Here is a 16,971-nt window from a genome sequence, read left to right on the forward strand (position 1 = left end):
ACCCGGCCCACGCCCGGCCCCCGGCCCGCACGCGCCACCTGGCCCGTGTCCGCCCCCCGGCCCGCGTGCGACGCTGAAGCGCATGAACACCACCGCCGAGCCCGACCGCATCCTCGTCGTCGACGACGAGCCCGCCGTCCGCGAAGCGCTCCGGCGCAGCCTGGCCTTCGAGGGGTACGGGACGCTGACCGCCGACGACGGGGTGGACGCGCTGGAGAAGATCGGGGCCTACGCCCCCGACCTCGTCGTCCTGGACGTCCAGATGCCCCGCATGGACGGGTTGACCGCCGCCCGGCGGATCCGGGCGTCCGGCTCGACCGTGCCGATCCTGATGCTCACCGCCCGCGACACGGTCGGCGACCGGGTCACCGGCCTCGACGCGGGCGCCGACGACTACCTGGTGAAGCCGTTCGAGCTGGACGAGCTGTTCGCCCGCATCCGCGCGCTGCTGCGGCGCAGCTCCTACGCCGCGGGCGGCGCGGAGCGGGGCGCCGGGCCGGGCGACCCCGGTGACGTGCTGGCCTTCGCGGACCTGCGGATGAACCTCGCCACCCGGGAGGTGGCGCGCGGCGGGCGGCGGGTCGAGCTGACCCGCACCGAGTTCACCCTGCTGGAGATGTTCCTCACGCACCCGCGCCAGGTCCTCACCCGCGAGCAGATCCTCAAGGCCGTGTGGGGCTTCGACTTCGAGCCGACCTCCAACTCCCTGGACGTGTACGTGATGTACCTGCGCCGCAAGACCGAGGCGGGCGGCGAGCCGCGCCTGGTGCACACCGTGCGGGGCGTCGGGTACGTGCTGCGGGAGGGGGGCGGGGAGTGACGACCGGTCCCGTACGGCGCTTCCGGGCCCTGCCGCTGCGCTCCCGGCTGGCGCTGCTGACCTCGCTGGCGGTGGCCGTGGCGGTGGCGGCGGTGTCGGTGGCGGCCTGGCTGCTCACGCGGGCGCAGCTGCTGGAGGAGCTGGACCGGTCGCTGGAGAACACGGCGGCGCCGCAGGAGCAGGTGGTGGAGGCGCTGGTGCGGTGCCGGGCCGGGGTGTCGCCGGACCCGCCCGTACCGGACCGCCCCGGCTTCGCGTACACGCAGCTGGTCGGGGCGGACGGCGACCGGTGCGTGGCCCGGTACTCGCGGGCGGTGCGGGTGACGGCGCGGGACGTGGAGGTCGCGGCGGGGGACGCCGAGGAGGCGATGCACACCTCCCGGACGGACAGCGGGGAGGCCGTGCGGGTGCACACCGTGCGGCAGACGGTGACGCTGCCCGGGACCGGTCAGCGGGTCCCCGTCGCCGTGTCGCTGGCGCGCCCGCTGACCGAGGTGGACGCGGCGCTCAGCCGGCTGGCCCTGCTGCTGACGGCGCTGGCCGGGATAGGCGTGGTGGGCGCGGGCGCGGCGGGGCTGTGGGTGGCGCGGGCCGGGCTGAAGCCGGTGGACCGGCTGACGGACGCGGCCGAGCACGTCGCCCGTACCGAGGACCTGACGGTGCGCATACCGGTCGAGGGCGAGGACGAGATCGCCCGGCTGTCGCGGTCGTTCAACGCGATGACCGGCGCGCTGGCGTCGTCCCGCGACCGGCAGGCCCAGCTCATCGCGGACGCCGGGCACGAGCTGCGGACGCCGCTGACGTCGCTGCGCACCAACGTCGAGCTGCTGGCCCGCGTGGAGGAGTCCGGGCGGGCGCTGCCGGCGGAGGACCGGCGGGCGCTGCTGGCGTCCGTGAAGGCCCAGACCGCGGAGCTGGCGGCGCTGATCGGGGACCTCCAGGAGCTGGCCAGGCCGGACGCGGTGGCGCAGGGCCGGCTGGAGGTGGTCGCGCTGCACGACGTGCTGGACCAGGCGCTGGGCCGGGCGCGGCTGCGCGGGCCGGAGCTGGTGTTCACGCGGGACGTGCGGCCCTGGTTCGTCCGGGCGGAGCCGGCGGCGCTGGAGCGGGCGCTGGTGAACGTGCTGGACAACGCGGTCAAGTTCTCCCCGCCGGGCGGGACCGTGGAGGTGCGGCTGGTGGACGGCGTCCTGTCGGTGCGGGACCACGGTCCGGGCGTGCCGGAGGAGGAGCTGCCGCACGTCTTCGACCGGTTCTGGCGCTCCCCGTCGGCGCGGTCGCTGCCGGGTTCGGGGCTGGGGCTGTCCATCGTGGCGCGTACGGTGCGGCAGGCGGGCGGCACGGTGGCGCTGGTCCGCGCGGAGGGCGGCGGCACCCGCGCGGAGATCCGGCTGCCGGGCGCGCCGACACCGCCGCCGGGGCCGGCCGGCCCGCGGGGCTGAGGCGGCGGGGGTGCGGCGGCGGAGGTGCGGCGGCGGAGGTGCGGCGGCGCGGTGCGGGGTGCTCCGCGCCGCGGTCCGGTCACCCCCGGCAGGCAGACGAACGGGGGCGGACCCGAGTGGGCCCGCCCCCGCCACGAACACGTCACCGCGTGCGCGTCACCACGTCCGCGTACGCGTCACCACGTGCACGTACGCGTCACCGCGCTGCCGCTCCTACTGCCTGACCGTGATCCGGCCGGTCGCGGGCGGCGCCAGCGGGGCGTCCGGCGACGAGTGCTTGCCCAGGTAGGCGATGAAGACGTCCAGGTCGGAGGCGCCGACCAGCTTGTTCGCGCCCTGGCCGAGGGCGGCGAAGCCGTCGCCGCCGCCCGCGAGGAACTCGTTCATCGCGACGCGGTACGTCGCGGCCGGGTCGAGCGGCTGCCCGTTCAGCCGGACCGAGGAGGCGTCGACACGGTCGGCGCCGGTCTTCGTCATGTCCAGCGTGTAGGTGAAGCCCCGCGACACCTGGAGGATCTTCGGGGACGCCTCGTTGGCGCCGCTGACCTGCTGCCGGAGCGCGGCCAGGAGCTGCGCGCCGGTCAGGTCGACCGTGGTCATCATGTTGGTGAACGGCTGGACGGTGTACGCCTCGCCGTAGGTGACGATGCCGTCCACGGCCTCGGTGCCCGACTTCGCGCGGACCAGGTCGGCGCGGATGCCGCCGGGGTTCATCAGGGCGAGCTGCGCGCCGCCCTTGGCCGCCGGGGCGAGGGCCTCCAGCTGGGCGTCGGCGATCAGGTTGCCGAGCGGCTTCTCGTAGGCGGTGGAGCCGCGGCCGCCGATGTCGGCGGCGATGTGGCCGACGGGGCGGTCGGCGATGGGCGCGGCGAGGCCGTTCCACTTGGCGATGAGGTCGGTCATGTCCGGCGCCTTCGGCACGTCGCGGGTGACGACGTGGTTGGCGGAGGCGACCTTGGTGCGGACGATGTCGCGGGTGGCGCGGTCGTAGGTGAGGGTCGTGTCGGTGTAGAGCTTGCCGAACGACGCCGCCGAGGTGACCGTGCGCGGCTTGCCGGCCGGGTCCGGGATGGTGCAGGCGTACGCCTGGTGGGTGTGGCCGGTGACCAGGGCGTCGACCTGCGGGCTGAGCTTCTTGGCGATGTCCACGACGGGGCCGGAGATGCCGTCGCCCGGCCCGGGGCTGTCGCAGTCGTGGTTGTACGCGGAGGAGGCCGGCGCGCCGCCCTCGTGGATCAGGGCGACGATGGAGCGGACGCCCCGGCGCTCCAGGACCTTCGTGTACTTGTTGATCGCCTCGACCTCGTCGCCGAACTTCAGGCCCTTGATGCCCTCGGCGTTGACGATGTCCGGGGTGCCCTCCAGGGTCACGCCGATGAAGCCGATGCGGACGCCCTTCCTCTCCCACACGAAGTACGGGTCGAGGATCGGCTTGCCGGTCTTCTCGTCCGTGACGTTCGCGGCCAGGTAGGGGAAGGCGGCGCCCTCGTAGGAGGTGCCCTCGGCGCAGCCGTCGACGGGGTGGCAGCCGCCGTTCTGGATGCGGGCCAGCTCGGCGGCGCCCTCGTCGAACTCGTGGTTGCCCACGGAACTGACGTCGAGCTTCAGCTTGTTCAGCGCCTCGACGGTCGGCTCGTCGTGGAACAGGCCGGAGATCAGGGGGGAGGCGCCGATCATGTCGCCGGCGGCGGCGGTGATCGAGTACGGGTTGCCCTTGCGGGCGTCCCGCAGGTGCGTGGCGAGGTACTCGACGCCACCGGCCTTGATCTTCTCGGTGGTGCCGTCCGCGTGGCGGTGGGTGACCTCGCCGGAGGAGCCGGCCGGGGGCTCCAGGTTGCCGTGGAGGTCGTTGAAGGAGAGGAGCTGCACGTCGACGGTGCGGCCGTGGGCCTTCTTCCCGTACGTCCAGCCGCCCGCGCCGTCCTCCTCGGCGGCGCCGGCCGGGAGGGCCGCCACCAGCGCGCCGAGCGTGGCGACTCCGGCCGCGGCGGCGAGTATCCGCCGCCCCGTCCGGTTCCTGCGTCGTGTAGCTGCCATTGTCCGCATTTCCCCTTTTGACACCACATGACCTTACGTGCCGTCAAGTGACGCCGCGGCCATGCCTCCTGGTCTGCTGCCGAGCGCAGCCTAAGGTCAACGCGCGTAGCGCAACAGGGGGGAACGGGTTACGACCTGGTTGCCATCACCCCCCGCGGCCGGGTGCGCCGCCGTAGGCTCGTACCCATGACCACAGACGTTCGCGCAACAGCCCCCGAGGCGGGACGCCGCATCGAGATCTTCGACGAGCTCACCCCCGAGCAGGCTCGGGACGTCCTGGACCTGATCGCCGAGGCCGCCCGCACGGACGGCATGCAGGCGGTGTCCGAGCAGGGCAGGCTCCAGCTCAAGGCGTTCCTGACCGCGCGGGACGCCGCCGCCGGGGGCTCCGGCGAGGGCGGCGGCCGGCGCGAGGGCGTGCGGCACCTGCTGCTCTCCGTCGGCGACCGGCTCGTCGGGTACGCCCAACTGGAGGACACCGACCCGGTGGAGGCCCCGGCCGCCGAACTGGTCGTCGACCCCGCGATGCGCGGGCGCGGCCACGGGCGGGCGCTGGGCTCCGCGCTCCTCGCCGAGTCGGGCAAGCGGCTGCGGGTGTGGGCGCACGGCGGCAAGCCGGCCGCCCGCCACCTGGCGCAGGTGCTGGGCCTCACCCTCTTCCGTGAGCTGCGGCAGCTGCGCCGCCCGCTGGCCCCGCTCGACATCCCGGAGCCGGCCTTTCCGGCCGGGGTCGCGGTGCGCACGTTCGTGCCCGGCCGGGACGACGCGGCGTGGCTGGCGCTCAACGCCGCCGCGTTCGCCCACCACCCGGAGCAGGGGGCGCTGACCCAGCGGGACCTGGACGACCGCAAGGCCGAGCCGTGGTTCGACCCGAAGGGCTTCTTCCTCGCGGAGCGCGAGTCCGACGGCGCCCTGGTCGGCTTCCACTGGACGAAGGTCCACGCCGAGGAGCGGCTGGGCGAGGTGTACGTCGTCGGCATCGCCCCGGACGCGCAGGGCGGCGGCCTCGGCAAGGCCCTCACCGCGACGGGCCTGCGCCACCTGGCGGCCCAGGGCCTGCCGACGGCGATGCTCTACGTGGACGCCGACAACCCGGCGGCCCTGCGCGTGTACGAGGGCATGGGCTTCACCACCCACGAGGTCGATCTCATGTACCGCACGGAGACGTGAGGGCACGGCGCGCACGCGTGAGGGCACTGCCCGGCCCGTGGCGCCCCCCGTGGCGCCTTCCGTGGCGCCGAAGCACCCGTCCTGACGGGTTCCAGACCCCCGCACCTCGCGCCCTGCCGGCCCGGAGCGGGGGTCTTCGCGCATGGGGCCCACAGGCTTCGGGGGAGCCGGCGCGACCGGGGACGGGACCGGCGGAGGCCGCGTCAGGCGCCGTCCGCCGTGCCGCCCCCGGAGCCCTCGGCGGGCGGGAGGAGCCCGTCGGACCGCTCCCGCCGCTCCCCCGCTCCCGGCCCACCGTTCCCCGTACGGGTGGGAGGAGCGGTTCGACGACCCTGCGGGGCCGCTGGTGCGCCCGTACCTGGTCCGGTTCGAGGAGAGCGCCCGTCGGCGGCGGCGGCTCGCGCTCGTACTGGCGGCGGACTTCGGTGCCGACCCGGACGCGCGCGTCCCGCACGGGGCGGGGGCGGGCCGGTGAGCGAGGCGCCCGGAGCGGGGACCCGCGCGGCGGGGCGCAGGGCGGCGTGCGCATGTGCGTGCGCTGCGACCGGATCACGGACGCCCCCGTCGTCGTCGCGGAGGTGCACCAGAACAGCGGCCCCGGGTGCCACGTGTACGCCTGCCGGGAGTGCGCACCGGGCTTCCCGCCCGTGCCGGACGTACTGGAGCTGTTCGGCGGCCCGTACGAGGGCGGGCGGGAGCGCGGCGAACGGGAGGAGTGAGCGGGCACGCTCCCAGGCCGGCCGGGGCCCGGAGAGGCCGAAACCGCATCCTCTCCGGGCAGATCCACAGGATCGGGCGGCGCCCCGGCGCGGGGCGGTGGCACGCAGGGTGACACGGTGCGGAGAGGGCGCGCGCCCGCCCCGTACACACCCCGCCCGCACCCCTCCGCAGCCGGGACGTCACGTGATCGTCACCGGTCATTCAGACACGCTTGCGACGCTCGGCCAATGAAGCCCGCCGTGTCCGCCTTCACGGTCCGCTCCGACGCGCCTGACCTGGCTCTGGCGCGGAAGAATGGTGTCATGAGCCAGCAGCCCGCAGAGGTCCCGGTCCCGCAGGTACAGCCGTCCGCCCCGCACGCGCAGCCGTCCGCGGGGTCCACAGCCGCGCACCGGTCGCGGGGCGCCACCGGGGCCGTCGCGCCCGGTTCCGCGCCCGCCGACCGCGGGCCCGGCCGCGGGTCCGGCCGCGGGTCCGGCCGGGGGCCCGAGCACGGGCCCGGCCTAGACCCGGACCTCGACGCCCACGACGGGGAGGGGGGCGGCGGCGAGCTGCCCGAAGGCCGGTTCCTGGACCGGGAGCGCAGCTGGCTCGCCTTCAACGAGCGGGTGCTGGAGCTGGCCGAGGACCCCGCCACGCCCCTCCTGGAGCGGGCGAACTTCCTCGCCATCTTCGCGTCCAACCTGGACGAGTTCTTCATGGTCCGGGTCGCCGGCCTCAAGCGCCGCATCGCCACCGGCGTCGCCACCCGCTCCGCCTCCGGGCTGCAGCCGCGCGAGGTCCTCGACCTGATCTGGACCCGCTCCCGCGAGCTCATGGCGCGGCACGCCGCCTGCTTCCAGCAGGACGTGGCCCCGGCCCTCGCCGACGAGGGCATCCACCTCGTCCGCTGGGCCGACCTCACGGAGAAGGAGCAGGCCCGGCTGTTCACGCTGTTCCGGCAGCAGATCTTCCCGGTGCTGACCCCGCTGGCCGTCGACCCGGCGCACCCCTTCCCCTACATCTCCGGCCTCTCCCTCAACCTGGCCGTCGTCGTGCGCAACCCGGTCAGCGGCCACCGCCACTTCGCCCGGGTGAAGGTGCCGCCGCTGCTGTCGCGGTTCCTGGAGGCGTCCCCGCAGCGGTACGTGCCGCTGGAGGACGTCATCGCGGCGCACCTGGAGGAGCTGTTCCCCGGCATGGAGGTGCTGGCGCACCACATGTTCCGGGTCACCCGCAACGAGGACCTGGAGGTCGAGGAGGACGACACCGAGAACCTCCTGAAGGCCCTGGAGAAGGAGCTGATGCGGCGCCGCTTCGGGCCGCCCGTGCGGCTGGAGGTGGAGGAGTCCATCGACCCGTACGTCCTCGACCTGCTCGTCCGGGAGCTGAAGGTCTCCGACGCCGAGGTGTACCCGCTGCCCGGTCCGCTCGACCTGACCGGCCTGTTCGGCATAGCCGGGCAGGACCGGCCGGAGCTGAAGTACCCCAAGTACGTCGCCGGCACCCACCGCGACCTGTCCGAGGTGGAGACGGCGTCCGCGCCCGACATCTTCGCCGCGCTGCGCGAGCGGGACGTCCTGCTGCACCACCCGTACGACAGCTTCTCCACGTCCGTGCAGGCGTTCCTGGAGCAGGCCGCCGCCGACCCGGACGTCCTGGCGATCAAGCAGACGCTGTACCGCACCTCCGGCGACTCCCCGATCGTCGACGCGCTCATCGACGCCGCCGAGTCCGGCAAGCAGGTCCTCGTCCTGGTCGAGATCAAGGCCCGCTTCGACGAGCAGGCCAACATCAAGTGGGCCCGCAAGCTGGAGGAGGCCGGCTGCCACGTCGTGTACGGGCTGGTCGGGCTGAAGACCCACTGCAAGCTCTCCCTGGTGGTCCGCCAGGAGGGCGAGCTGCTGCGCCGCTACTCCCACGTCGGCACCGGCAACTACCACCCCAAGACCGCCCGGCTCTACGAGGACCTCGGCCTGCTCACCGCCGACCCGCAGGTCGGCGCCGACCTGTCGGACCTGTTCAACCGGCTGTCCGGCTACTCGCGCCGCGAGACCTACCGCCGCCTGCTGGTCGCCCCCCGGTCGCTGCGCGACGGGCTCGTGTCGCGCATCCACAAGGAGATCGTCCACCACCGGGCGGGCCGGCCCGCGTACGTCCGGATCAAGGTCAACTCGATGGTGGACGAGGCCGTCATCGACGCCTGCTACCGCGCCTCGCAGGCCGGCGTCCCCGTCGACGTGTGGGTCCGCGGCATATGCGCGCTGCGCCCCGGCGTCACCGGCCTCTCGGAGAACATCCGGGTCCGCTCCGTCCTCGGCCGCTTCCTGGAGCACTCGCGCCTCTTCGCCTTCTGCAACGGCGGCGAACCCGAGGTGTGGCTCGGCAGCGCCGACATGATGCACCGCAATCTCGACCGCCGCATCGAGGCGCTGGTACGGGTCGCCGACCCGGCGCACCGCGCGGCGCTCACCCGCCTGCTGGAGACCGGCATGGCCGACACGACCTCGTCGTGGCACCTCGGCCCGGACGGCGAATGGACCCGGCACGCGACCGACGCGGACGGCCGGCCGCTGCGGCACGTCCAGGAGATGCTCATAGACGCCCGGAGGCGCCGACGTGCACAACCCTGACCCCCAGGCGACCGCGGGTGCCGTCCTGGCCCCGTACCTGCACGCCCGGGCGAACGACTTCCTGCGGGCGCTCCGTACGCACACGGAGAGCAGCGGCTCCGACACCGCCGGCGCGGAGGAGGCCTCCCGGTCCCTGCGCGCCGCCGCGCGCCGCATCAGCGGGACGCTGCACACCTTCCGCCCCCTGCTGGACGGGGCCTGGGCGGACGGGCTGCGCACCGAGCTGGCCTGGCTCTCCGGGCTGCTCGCCCAGGAGCACGCCTGCACCTCCCGCCTCGTCCGGCTCGTCGACGCCCTGCACCGGCTCACGGGCGGCCCCGTACCGGCCCCGCGGGGGGCGCGCGGGGGCACGGGGGCGCGCGCCGGGGGCGAGGCCATCACCATGGGCGCCGCGCGCGCGGGCGCGCTGCTGGAACGCCAGCTCACCCTGGCCCGGACGCGCGCCCACTCGGCGGCCCTGGAGGCGCTGGGCTCGTCGCGGTTCCACGCGGTGGCCGACGCGGTGGCGCTGCTGGCGTCGGAGGTGCCGTTCGGTCCGGCCGCGTCGTCGCCCGCCGGGGAGATCCTGCCGGTCCCGGCCGAGACGGTGGAGCGCCGGCTGCTGGACGCCGTGGGCGCCCTCCCGATGAGCCCCGCCGTCGGCGGCGAGCACCAGGACGGCCCCTGGCACCAGGTGCGGCTGCTGCTGCGGCTGCACCGGTACGCGCTGGAGGTGCGGTGCGCCCCGGCGCCCGAGCTGTACGAGGCGGCCACCGCGCTGGACCGGCACCGGGACGCCGCCGAGGCCGCCGCCGCCGCGGCGACGGCCGCCCGCACGCCCCGGATCGCCCCGGCGACGGCGTACACCCTGGGCGTGCTCCACGCGGACCAGCGGCACGAGGTGGAGGCGGCCCGGCTCGCCTTCCACCGCGCCTGGCGCCGCACGGCGGTGACGGCCCCGTGACCGGGCCGGCCGGGGCGGCGGGTGGCGGGAGAGGCCGTGCGGCCGGTGACGGCCCGGCCGCCGGGAAGGACGGCAAGGGCACCGCGACCGGCCGGGGCGGCGCCCGCCCGGCCGTCGTCCTGGCGGCCGGGTGCGTGCTGTGGCGCCCCGCCCAGGACGGCACGGTCGAGCTGTGCCTGGTCCACCGGCCCAAGTACGACGACTGGTCGTTCCCGAAGGGCAAGGCCAAGCGCGGCGAGGACCTGCTGGCGGCGGCGGTACGGGAGGTCCGCGAGGAGACCGGCCACGTCTGCCTGCCCGGCACCCGCCTCGGCACCGTCCGCTACCGGGCCGGGGCGCGCGAGAAGGAGGTCGCGTACTGGTCGGCGCGGGCCGCGTCCGGGGCCTTCACGCCCAGCCGGGAGGTCGACGCCGTGCGGTGGCTCCCGCCCGAGGAGGCCCGCCGCCTGCTCACCCACCCGCAGGACCGGCCGGTCGTGGACTGGTTCCTCACGGCGCCGTGACCCGCGCCCGGCCCCGCCGCGCCCCCTCGCGCCCGGCCCCGCCGTACGGGCTCGCGCCCGCCACCGCCCGCCGCAAGCCCCGTACGCCCCCGGGGGCGCACGGGCCACACGGCCCACCGCCCGCACCACGCGACCACCACCGCCCGCACCACGGCACCGCCGAGCCGCCCGCACCCCACAGCCACCCGCACCACGGCACCGCCGAGCCGCCCGCACCCCACAGCCACCCGCACCACGGCACCGCACAGCCCACCAGAACCGCACGCGCCACCCACCCACCACAGAGCCGCACGGGCCGCAAGAGGCGCATGGGGCGCACCACAGCGCCCGCACAGCGCCCGCACAGCGCCCGCGCGACGCCACGCGCCGGTACTCACCGGTGCTTACGGCACGGTTCACCTCGCGTTCACTCTCCCCCGTCGGCCGCTTCACCTGATCTGCCTAATTTCGGCCGTACACGGTGACCGGCAGACGCCACCACCACCCACCCCGACACACGCCGTCGTACAACCGGCCATGGACGCGGATCACTCAGCGGACCGACGCCATGCGCTCACCCAGCTCGGCGGTTACTGGAAGGAACACCCGAAAGTGAAGCTTCATCGCAAGACCGGGCTTCGCGCCACCGCGCTCGGCGCCCTCGTCGTCTCCGGCGCCCTGGTTCTCACGGCGTGTGGTTCGGACGACAACGCGAGCCCCGCCGGGGAGAAGAAGACCGCCTCCGCGTCGAACGTCAAGTGCGACGACGCCAAGGGCCAGCTCCTGGCGGCCGGCTCGACCGCCCAGAAGAACGCCATGGACCTGTGGGTCAAGAACTTCCAGGCGGCCTGCGCGGGTGTCGAGGTCAACTACCAGGCCATCGGCTCCGGCGGCGGCATCACCAAGTTCAACCAGGGCCAGGTCGCCTTCGCCGGCTCCGACTCCGCGCTGAAGGAGGAGGAGGTCGCCGAGTCGCAGAAGATCTGCAAGGGCGGCAAGGGCATCAACCTCCCGATGGTCGGCGGCCCGGTCGCGATCGGCTACAAGCTGGACGGCGTGGACGACCTCGTCCTGGACGCCCCCACCCTCGCCAAGATCTTCGACTCGAAGATCACCAAGTGGAACGACCCCGCCATCGCCAAGCTGAACCCGGGCGCCAAGCTGCCCGACACGGCGATCCAGGCCTTCCACCGCTCCGACGAGTCCGGCACCACGCAGAACCTCGGCAAGTACCTCAGCGAGGCCGCCCCCGCCGACTGGAAGCACGACCCGAAGACCAAGTCGTGGCCCGCCCCCGGCGGCCAGGCCGCGAACGGCTCCTCCGGCGTCGCCGCCGCGGTCAAGGACACCAACGGCGCGATCGGCTACTTCGAGCTCTCCTACGCCACCGCGAGCAACATCAGCACGGTCAAGCTGAACACGGGCGCCGCCCAGCCGGTCGAGGCCACCACGGAGAACGCCTCCAAGGCCATCGCCGCCGCGAAGATCAAGGGCACGGGCAACGACCTGGCCCTCTCCCTCGACTACAAGACCAAGGCCGAGGGCGCCTACCCGATCATCCTCGTCACGTACGAGATCGCCTGCGACAAGGGCAACAAGGCGGAGACGCTGCCCACCCTGAAGGCGTTCCTCAACTACACGGTGAGCGAGGAGGGCCAGAAGGTCCTCTCCGACGCCGGCTACGCCCCGCTGCCGGCCGAGATCGCGACCAAGGTCCGCGAGATCGTCCCCACCCTCTCCTGAGGACCCGCCGGGGCCGGCCCGCTCACCCCTGGGCCGGGCCGGCCCCGGCATCCGGTGCACCGCCGCCAGGAGCCGCCACGGCTCCGCAGACCGGAGAACACAACGATGGCCACAGCCACCACGCACACCCCACCGCCCCCGGGGCGGAACGACACCGCACGCGCCAAGGCGTCCGCCCCCTCCCAGGCGGGTGACCGGATCTTCAGCGGGCTCTCCCGCGGCTCCGGCATCACCCTGCTGGTGATCATGGCGGCGATCGCGGTCTTCCTCACGTACCGCGCGATCCTCGCCATCGCCGACAACGAGGGCAACTTCCTCACGACCTCCGAGTGGAACCCGGCCGGCGACCCGCCCGTCTTCGGCATCGCCGTCCTGGCCTTCGGCACGATCGTCAGCTCGATCATCGCCATGGCCATCGCCGTGCCGGTCGCCATCGGCATCGCGCTGTTCATCTCGCACTACGCGCCGCGCAGGCTCGCGGCGCCCCTCGCGTACGTCGTCGACCTGCTCGCCGCCGTGCCGAGCATCATCTACGGCCTGTGGGGCGCGATCTTCCTCGTGCCCTACCTGGACGGCCTCAACAAGTGGCTCGACCAGTACATGGGCTGGACGTACATCTTCGACAAGTCCGGCGAGGGCGTCGCGCGGAACATGTTCACCGTCGGCATCCTGCTGGCGATCATGATCCTGCCGATCATCACCAACGTCACCCGCGAGGTCTTCCTCCAGGTACCGCGCATGCACGAGGAGGCCGCGCTGGCCCTCGGCGCCACCCGGTGGGAGACCATCCGCATGTCGGTGCTGCCGTTCGGCCGCTCCGGCATCATCAGCGCCTCCATGCTGGGCCTGGGCCGCGCGCTCGGCGAGACGATGGCCGTCGCCGTCGTCCTGTCGCCGAGCTTCATCATCTCCGGGCGCCTCCTCGACCCGGGCGGCGGCACGTTCGCGCAGAACATCGCCGCGAAGTTCAACGAGGCGAACGAGTACGGCCGCGACGCCCTGATCGCCTCCGGCCTCGTCCTGTTCTTCATCACGCTGCTGGTCAACGGCGCCGCCCGCTGGATCATCGGACGCCGCAAGGAGTACTCGGGGGCCAACGCATGAGCCACGCCGTCCAGGACCAGCGCCAGCGCCCGGTCGTCACCGCGCCCGCCCGCCGGCGCGCCCCGCTCTCCCACGCGCGCATGCCGCGCTGGGCCCCGGCCGCGATAGCCGCCGGCTCCATCGCGGCGGGCGTCGGCATCGGCGCCGCCGCCGGCTGGGAGAGCCGCACCCAGTGGGGCATGCTCTCCGCCCTGATCTTCGTCCTCGCCACGTACGCCATCACCACCAAGGTCGAGAACTCCCGCCAGGCCAAGGACCGCGTCGCGACCAGCCTCGTCTGGGTCTGCTTCGTCCTCGCCGTCGTCCCGCTCGCCTCCCTCTCCTGGGTCACGGTGAGCGAGGGCCTGGAGGTCCTCGACGGGTACTTCCTCACCCACTCGATGAACGGCGTCCTCGACGCCGAGACGGGCGGCGGCGTCTACCACGCGCTGCTCGGCACCATCGAGCAGGTCGCCATCGCCGCGGTCATCGCCGCCCCGATCGGCATGCTCACCGCGATCTACCTCGTCGAGTACGGCCGGGGCAGGCTCGCCCAGGCCGTCACCTTCTTCGTCGACGTCATGACGGGTGTCCCGTCCATCGTCGCCGGCCTCTTCATCCTCGCCACCTGGAACCTGATGCTGGGCTTCGGGCCCTCCGGCTTCGCCGGTTCGATGGCGCTGGCCATCCTGATGATGCCGGTGGTCGTCCGCTCCACGGAGGAGATGCTCAAGCTCGTCCCGAACGAGCTGCGCGAGGCGTCCCTCGCGCTGGGCGTCCCCAAGTGGAAGACGATCCTCAAGGTGGTCCTGCCGACCGCGATCGGCGGCATCACCACGGGCGTCATGCTCGCGATCGCCCGTATCACCGGCGAGACGGCCCCCGTGCTGCTCCTCGTCTTCGGTACGAAGCTGATCAACCCGAACCCGTTCGAAGGCGCCCAGGCGTCGCTGCCGCTCTACGTGTACGAGCAGTACGCCGTCGGTACGGACGCCGCCGTGGCCCGCGCCTGGGCCGCCGCGCTCGTCCTGATCGCCTTCGTCATGATCCTCAACCTGGTGGCCCGCGGCATCGCCCGCTGGAAGGCCCCGAAGACCGGCCGCTGAGGCCACGAGAACCGGCGCCGCGGCCGGCTCCCCCGACCGCGGCGCACACTGGGAAGTGATTGAAGATGGCCAAGCGAATCGACGTCAGCGGCCTCTCCGCGTACTACGGCAACCACAAGGCGATCGACGACATCTCGATGACCGTCGAGCCCCGCTCCGTCACCGCCTTCATCGGCCCCTCCGGCTGCGGCAAGTCCACCTTCCTGCGCACCCTGAACCGGATGCACGAGGTCACCCCCGGCGGCCGCGTCGAGGGCAAGGTGATGCTGGACGACCAGAACCTCTACGGCAAGGACGTCGACCCCGTCGCCGTGCGCCGCACGGTCGGCATGGTCTTCCAGCGGCCCAACCCGTTCCCCACGATGTCGATCTTCGACAACGTGGCGGCCGGCCTCCGGCTGAACGGCGGCTACCGCAAGTCCGAGCTGGGCGACATCGTGGAGCGCTCCCTCAAGGGCGCCAACCTCTGGAACGAGGTCAAGGACCGCCTCAACAAGCCGGGCGCCGGCCTCTCCGGCGGCCAGCAGCAGCGCCTGTGCATCGCCCGCGCCATCGCGGTCGAGCCGGACGTCCTGCTGATGGACGAGCCCTGCTCCGCCCTGGACCCAATCTCCACGCTGGCGATCGAGGACCTGATCGGCGAGCTGAAGGAGCAGTTCACGATCGTCATCGTGACCCACAACATGCAGCAGGCGGCCCGTGTCTCCGACCGCACGGCGTTCTTCAACCTCGCGGCGGTGGGTCAGCCGGGCAAGCTGATCGAGATCGACGAGACGGAGCGGATCTTCTCCAACCCGTCGGTCCAGGCCACGGAGGACTACATCTCCGGCCGCTTCGGCTGATCCGACCCGCGCCACAGGCGTCGTGCGGTGCTGCATGGCGGTGCCACCGCACGACGAAGGGCCCGCCCTCTCGCTCCCGGAGAGGGCGGGCCCGCTCGTCTTCCACCCGCGGCGGCGCCCCCGCCGCGCCCGGCCGGAGCGCGCCCGGCACGTGCCTCCCGGGCGCCCGGTTCGGCCGGCGGGGTACGCCTCCGGCCGGAGGCGTACCCCGCCGGCCGAACCGGCCGGGGACGTACCGCCGGCCGCCGGGGGCGTACCGCTAGCCGAAGAAGATCCGTACCGCGAAGAAGCTCACCGCGGCCACCGCGGCGGCGGCCGGCATGGTGATGAACCAGCCGAGCACGATGTTCTTGGCGACGCCCCAGCGGACCGCGTTGATCCGCTTCGTGGCGCCCACACCCATGATCGCCGAGGTGATGACATGGGTCGTGGAGATCGGCGCGTGGAACATGAACGACGCCGAGTACATGACGGACGCCGCCGTCGTCTCGGCCGCGAAGCCCTGCGGCGGGTCCAGCTCGATGATCCGGCGGCCGAGCGTGCGCATGATCCGCCAGCCGCCCGCGTACGTGCCGAGCGACAGCATCAGCGCGCTGGCGACCTTCACCCACAGCGGGATCGGGTCGCCGGACTGCTCGACGTCGGCGATGACCAGCGCCATCACCACGATGCCCATGGTCTTCTGGGCGTCCTGGAGGCCGTGGCCCAGCGCCATGGCCGCGGCGGAGACGGTCTGCGCGATGCGGAAGCCGCGCTTGGTCTTGTGCGGGCCCGACCTGCGGAAGATCCACATGATGGCGGCCATCACCAGGTAGCCGATGATCAGGCCGACGAACGGGGAGACGAACATCGGGATGACGATCTTCTCGAGGACCCCGCCCCAGATGACCTCCGTCCCGCCGGCCAGCGCCGCGCCGACCATGCCGCCGAAGAGGGCGTGCGAGGACGAGGACGGCAGCCCGAAGTACCAGGTGACCAGGTTCCAGACGATCGCGCCGACCAGCGCGGCGAAGAGGATGCCCATCCCCTTGTCGCCGGTCGGCGTGGCGATGATGCCCTCGCTGACGGTCTTCGCGACGCCGCTGCCCATGAAGGCGCCGGCGAGGTTCATGACCGCCGCCATCAGCAGCGCGGCCCGCGGGGTGAGCGCCCGCGTCGACACGGAGGTGGCGATGGCGTTCGCCGAGTCGTGGAAGCCGTTGGTGTACGTGAAGAAGAGCGCGACCCCGATGGTCACGACCAGTGCGAAGGTGTCCACGGAGGTTCAGGACTCCTTGACGGCGATGGTCTCCACCGTGTTCGCCACGTGCTCGAAGGCGTCGGCCGCTTCCTCCAGCACGTCCACGATCTGCTTCAGCTTCAGCACCTCGATGGCGTCGTACTTGCCGTTGAAGAGGTGGGCGAGCAGCTTGCGGTGGATCTGGTCGGCCTGGTTCTCCAGGCGGTTGACCTCGATCCAGTACTCGGTGAGGTTGTCCATCGTCCGCAGGTGCGGCATCGCCTCGGCGGTCAGCTCGGCGGCCCGCGCCAGCACCTCGATCTGCTGCTCGACGCCCTTCGGCAGCTCCTCGATGTTGTAGAGGACGACGAGGTCGACGGCCTCCTCCATGAAGTCCATGATGTCGTCGAGCGACGAGGCCAGGGCGTAGATGTCCTCGCGGTCGAACGGCGTGATGAAGGAGGAGTTCAGCTGGTGGAAGATCGCGTGGGTGGCGTCGTCCCCGGCGTGCTCGGCCGCCCGCATGCGCTCCGCGATGTCGGCCCTCGCGGACGCCTCCGCTCCCAGCAGTTCCATCAGGAGCTTCGAGCCGGTGACGATGTTGTCCGCCGATGCGGAGAACATGTCGTAGAAGCTCGTCTCCCGGGGGGTCAGACGAAAGCGCACGGGGGGTCCTTCGGTGCATGGAGGTCGGTCAGGCTGATGCTAGGCGCATCATCCGGCCACGGCGAACCGGCGTTTCTCAGTGTCGC

The 16,971-nt window shown here is 73.2% G+C and carries 15 protein-coding genes; 12 read left to right on the forward strand and 3 right to left on the reverse strand.

The genetic code is table 11. From position 1 onward, the window contains the following. The first annotated feature begins 82 nt into the window (after positions 1–82). Both CP974_RS13780 and CP974_RS13785 read left to right on the forward strand, forming a co-directional pair. The gene (locus CP974_RS13780) at positions 83–820 is read left to right on the forward strand and encodes a response regulator transcription factor (protein WP_031129379.1); all 738 of its coding nucleotides are present in this window, start codon (positions 83–85) and stop codon (positions 818–820) included. Continuing rightward, positions 817–2,262 (forward strand): HAMP domain-containing sensor histidine kinase, encoded by a 1,446-nt coding sequence (locus CP974_RS13785; RefSeq protein WP_031129380.1) that lies wholly within the window; start codon positions 817–819, stop codon positions 2,260–2,262. The genes CP974_RS13780 and CP974_RS13785 overlap by 4 nt, the downstream gene beginning before the upstream one ends. Before the next feature lie 213 nt (positions 2,263–2,475). Here the strand turns inward: CP974_RS13785 and CP974_RS13790 are convergent, their stop codons facing one another. Continuing rightward, positions 2,476–4,299, reverse strand: a complete 1,824-nt coding sequence (locus CP974_RS13790) for a bifunctional metallophosphatase/5'-nucleotidase (RefSeq protein ID WP_037936927.1) — start codon at positions 4,297–4,299, stop codon at positions 2,476–2,478. Positions 4,300–4,485: 186 nt separating this feature from the next. Between CP974_RS13790 and mshD the strand changes: the two genes are divergently transcribed. From mshD to pstB, 10 genes are all read left to right on the forward strand, one after another. Further along, entirely contained in the window at positions 4,486–5,469 is a 984-nt protein-coding gene (gene mshD / locus CP974_RS13795) for a mycothiol synthase (protein WP_031129382.1), read from the forward strand. Between the two features lie 346 nt (positions 5,470–5,815). After that, positions 5,816–5,944 (forward strand): hypothetical protein, encoded by a 129-nt coding sequence (locus CP974_RS30855; protein ID WP_308425530.1) that lies wholly within the window; start codon positions 5,816–5,818, stop codon positions 5,942–5,944. Positions 5,945–5,996: 52 nt separating this feature from the next. Continuing rightward, on the forward strand, positions 5,997–6,188 hold the full coding sequence (locus CP974_RS13800; protein WP_051839074.1) for a hypothetical protein: 192 nt from the start codon (positions 5,997–5,999) through the stop codon (positions 6,186–6,188). A 303-nt stretch (positions 6,189–6,491) separates the two neighbouring features. After that, positions 6,492–8,801, forward strand: a complete 2,310-nt coding sequence (locus CP974_RS13805) for an RNA degradosome polyphosphate kinase (protein WP_031129386.1) — start codon at positions 6,492–6,494, stop codon at positions 8,799–8,801. Then, positions 8,788–9,744, forward strand: coding sequence for a CHAD domain-containing protein (locus CP974_RS13810; RefSeq protein WP_031129387.1), 957 nt, complete (start codon positions 8,788–8,790; stop codon positions 9,742–9,744). Before CP974_RS13805 ends, CP974_RS13810 begins: the two co-directional genes overlap by 14 nt. 119 nt (positions 9,745–9,863) lie before the next feature. Further along, the gene (locus CP974_RS13815; protein ID WP_031129389.1) at positions 9,864–10,247 is read left to right on the forward strand and encodes an NUDIX hydrolase; all 384 of its coding nucleotides are present in this window, start codon (positions 9,864–9,866) and stop codon (positions 10,245–10,247) included. Between the two features lie 591 nt (positions 10,248–10,838). Beyond that, positions 10,839–11,969, forward strand: coding sequence for a phosphate ABC transporter substrate-binding protein PstS (gene pstS / locus CP974_RS13820; RefSeq protein ID WP_031129390.1), 1,131 nt, complete (start codon positions 10,839–10,841; stop codon positions 11,967–11,969). 105 nt (positions 11,970–12,074) lie between these two features. Then, complete coding sequence (pstC, locus tag CP974_RS13825; protein ID WP_031129391.1) at positions 12,075–13,073, forward strand: phosphate ABC transporter permease subunit PstC; 999 nt, start codon at positions 12,075–12,077, stop codon at positions 13,071–13,073. Beyond that, on the forward strand, positions 13,070–14,158 hold the full coding sequence (gene pstA, locus CP974_RS13830; protein ID WP_031129392.1) for a phosphate ABC transporter permease PstA: 1,089 nt from the start codon (positions 13,070–13,072) through the stop codon (positions 14,156–14,158). Before pstC ends, pstA begins: the two co-directional genes overlap by 4 nt. A 65-nt stretch (positions 14,159–14,223) precedes the next feature. Next, on the forward strand, positions 14,224–15,000 hold the full coding sequence (pstB, locus tag CP974_RS13835; RefSeq protein ID WP_031129394.1) for a phosphate ABC transporter ATP-binding protein PstB: 777 nt from the start codon (positions 14,224–14,226) through the stop codon (positions 14,998–15,000). 259 nt (positions 15,001–15,259) lie between these two features. Here the strand turns inward: pstB and CP974_RS13840 are convergent, their stop codons facing one another. After that, positions 15,260–16,258: an inorganic phosphate transporter gene (locus CP974_RS13840; RefSeq protein ID WP_031129395.1), complete on the reverse strand. Its 999-nt coding sequence runs from the start codon at positions 16,256–16,258 to the stop codon at positions 15,260–15,262. Positions 16,259–16,264: 6 nt separating this feature from the next. Continuing rightward, positions 16,265–16,885 carry a DUF47 domain-containing protein gene (locus CP974_RS13845; protein WP_031129396.1) on the reverse strand — a complete coding sequence of 207 codons (621 nt, stop codon included), beginning with the start codon at positions 16,883–16,885 and terminating at the stop codon, positions 16,265–16,267. Between the last annotated feature and the right edge of the window lie 86 nt (positions 16,886–16,971).

Origin of the sequence: Streptomyces fradiae ATCC 10745 = DSM 40063 (assembly GCF_008704425.1) — a bacterium.
In the GTDB taxonomy this organism is placed as follows: Bacteria; Actinomycetota; Actinomycetes; order Streptomycetales; family Streptomycetaceae; genus Streptomyces; species Streptomyces fradiae.